This window comes from Segatella copri, from assembly GCF_024330485.1.
Lineage (GTDB): Bacteria > Bacteroidota > Bacteroidia > Bacteroidales > Bacteroidaceae > Prevotella > Prevotella copri_L.
The window spans coordinates 1-2,688 of the sequence record NZ_JANDWX010000076.1 but is presented as its reverse complement, the minus strand read 5'-3'; the positions used below and the strand labels follow the sequence as shown (position 1 = coordinate 2,688).

Sequence of the window (2,688 nt, the reverse complement as noted above, 5' to 3'; positions counted from 1 at the left end):
CCAAAACATAACCTCGCTCCCTCCTCTAAGAACAAAAGACGAGATATTTGCCTTTCGGCTTTCCATGCCCAAGGTTGCAGACCTTAATTCTCTCAATTTACGCCAAACATCAAAGCTGCCACATTGAAAGAACAAGGTCACAGACACAAGCTACTTTGTACATGGAGTTTGCAAAGGAAAAGGTGATATTTTCAGTGTGAAACTTGCCAAGTGTTTCAGTTGTGTGTTGTTGATTTCCTTTGTGAACTATGCCGAGTGTGCTGTGTGTCCTCGGTATAGTCTGCATAAATCTAATGCCATGCTAAAACACTGCGGAGGTTCGCCCAAGTGGCTGGAGGCGCAAAGCCTCCAAGGAACGTTGCTGCAACCATTTCGGAGAATAGAGCGGTTGCCAATTAATCCACAAGCACATTTTACAGCGTACCAAGTGAGGGCATGTAAAACGTTGAATTGTTGAAGATAGGTATTATCTTTATGAGAACCAACCACTTATACCCTCAACAAACTCTCAACAAATAGCTCTACACAACAAATTACTGGGCAAAAAAGAAAGAAAGGAATGGTGTTCATGGTTTTCTCTTTTCAACATTATCTTTCTTTTGTTGAGAGATTTGTTGAGAATATGTTGAGCCGTAAATGCCTGATGTTCAATACTTCTTTCATCATATTCAACAATTCAACAAAAATAAGGGGTGTTTTGTCCGTCATTTTTATGAACAGAACTCATCCCCCTACAAGTAAGAATGTCATGCTTATGCTTCAGTACTTATTCACGACAGTACGACAGCGCCAAGCCAACAAACAAGCAAGAGGACATTCAACTAAAGGCGGTTGTTCCTCCACTGAATTGTAGGACAATGACACTACTTTTCTCTTTTGCCCCGTACAACTTCTTCATGATGGTGTCCCGAAACCGAACAGCACCATAAGAGCCTATACGGAAACAAAGGGCAACAACCATCGGGAAACCATACATCGTTTGCCAAATGCCCTTGGAGGTTTCCTGTTTCTGTTGTACCTCCGACATGGGCAACAAACCTTCCTCGTATATCGACCTTATCACAGCATGGAGTTTCGGGGCGGTGACATGGAGCATATCAACCAATTCACCCTCACTCATCCACAAGTCTTGCAAGTTGGACGGAATGGATAACATTCCATTTCCGTCCACGGTGATTACAGTCCTTTTCATGCCATTCCCCCCATTGTCGGCATATGCCCCTTGATTCGACTTTCAAAAGCTGATATGTCATGCTCCAATTTAGTACTTGTCACCTTTGCGTAAATTTGTGTTGTGGCGATGTCCGTATGTCCCAGTATCTTGCTTACACTCTCTATCGGCATACCGTAGTTTAAAGCCAAAACTGCGAACGAATGCCGGCTTACATGAAATGAAATTCGCTTCTTGATGCCACACATTTTTGCCACTTTCTTTATACGCTTGTTTACCATGTCAAGTGAGCCAATATTAAACAAGTGCATATCTTTTCTCAATGGCTTGTAACGTTCAATTATCTGTATGGCTGCATCTATCAGTTTAATTTTGAATGGTACGCCTGTCTTTTGACGCTGAGAAACTATCCATGGAGACCCACTTATAATGGCAACATTGTCCTCTGTAAGATTCTTGATGTCAACGAAAGAGATACCTGTCCAACAACCAAACATAAACAAGTCTCTCGCAAAAGCAAAGTTGGGATTTTCCAACTCTATTCCTGCAAATATGTCCAATTCTTCCTCTGTCAAGAACTCACGCTCCTTGTGGTCTGGGTCAACGTGGTACATGGCAAACGGATTTCTCTGTATCTTGCCGTTGTAGTGTGCTGCCGTGACGATATGCTTCAATGGTATGGAGTATATCCAAATGGTAGATTGCGTGAGTCCAATGACATTCTTCAAATACAGACAAAAATCACGGATGAACTCCTCGGTAAGCTCATTCATGGACATATCGCTGCGCTTGTACTGAAATTTGATGAACTCGGCAACGTACTTTCTTACCGTCAGATACTTGCGGTAGGTTCGGACAGCTCGGTCTTTTCCCACGCGTTGGGCAAAGGCTGCGTTCTCCTTGTCAAAAGCTCTGAGTAATGTCTCATACTCCGTACCTATGCCTTGATATGCGTTTCTCACCATTTCAGCGGTAACGAACGCCTCACGGTCGGAAAGCCGTTGGTAATGCTTAGCGATTTGAGCCTTGATGTTATCAAGCGCAAAGTTCACCTCATTGGCTTCCTTGCTTCTGCCTTTGGCTCTGTTGCCCTTGGCATCCCATATCGCTTTGGTCACGCTCAGCTTGCAACTGAACTGTGCGATAGTTCCGTTGATTGTCACACGTCCCATGATAGGGACAATTCCGTTTCTCTCCTTGCTTCCGTTTACATAGAAGACTGTCTTGAATGTACTTCTCATAATTCCTTGCTTTTTGTTCTGTGCAAAATTAAATCATGAGAGTTGCATGGCAAATTCACAACCTGTGCAGAATTGAGAAGTAAAAACCGAAGCCGTTAAAAATGCTTATTAGAGAGTTTCTTTGAGGTAATGACTTGAAAGCGTTTCTACTTCTCAAATCCGCCATTTTCACATTTCCTCACGAACGTCACTTAAAGCCAACAACTGCCACAACCACTTGAAACTCAAAATAAAAGCCCAAATCTGCTATTTTTTGCTTTTTTAGTCATTCTTTTT

Annotated in this window: 2 protein-coding genes; both read right to left on the bottom strand. The window is 42.6% G+C overall.

What is annotated here, in order from left to right:
• Nucleotides 1-817: 817 nt before the first annotated feature.
• Nucleotides 818-1,192, bottom strand: coding sequence for a hypothetical protein (locus NNC77_RS16285; RefSeq protein WP_004339195.1), 375 nt, complete (start codon nt 1,190-1,192; stop codon nt 818-820).
• Complete coding sequence (locus NNC77_RS16280) at nt 1,189-2,412, bottom strand: site-specific integrase (protein ID WP_022459668.1); 1,224 nt, start codon at nt 2,410-2,412, stop codon at nt 1,189-1,191. Before NNC77_RS16280 ends, NNC77_RS16285 begins: the two co-directional genes overlap by 4 nt.
• Between the last annotated feature and the right edge of the window lie 276 nt (nt 2,413-2,688).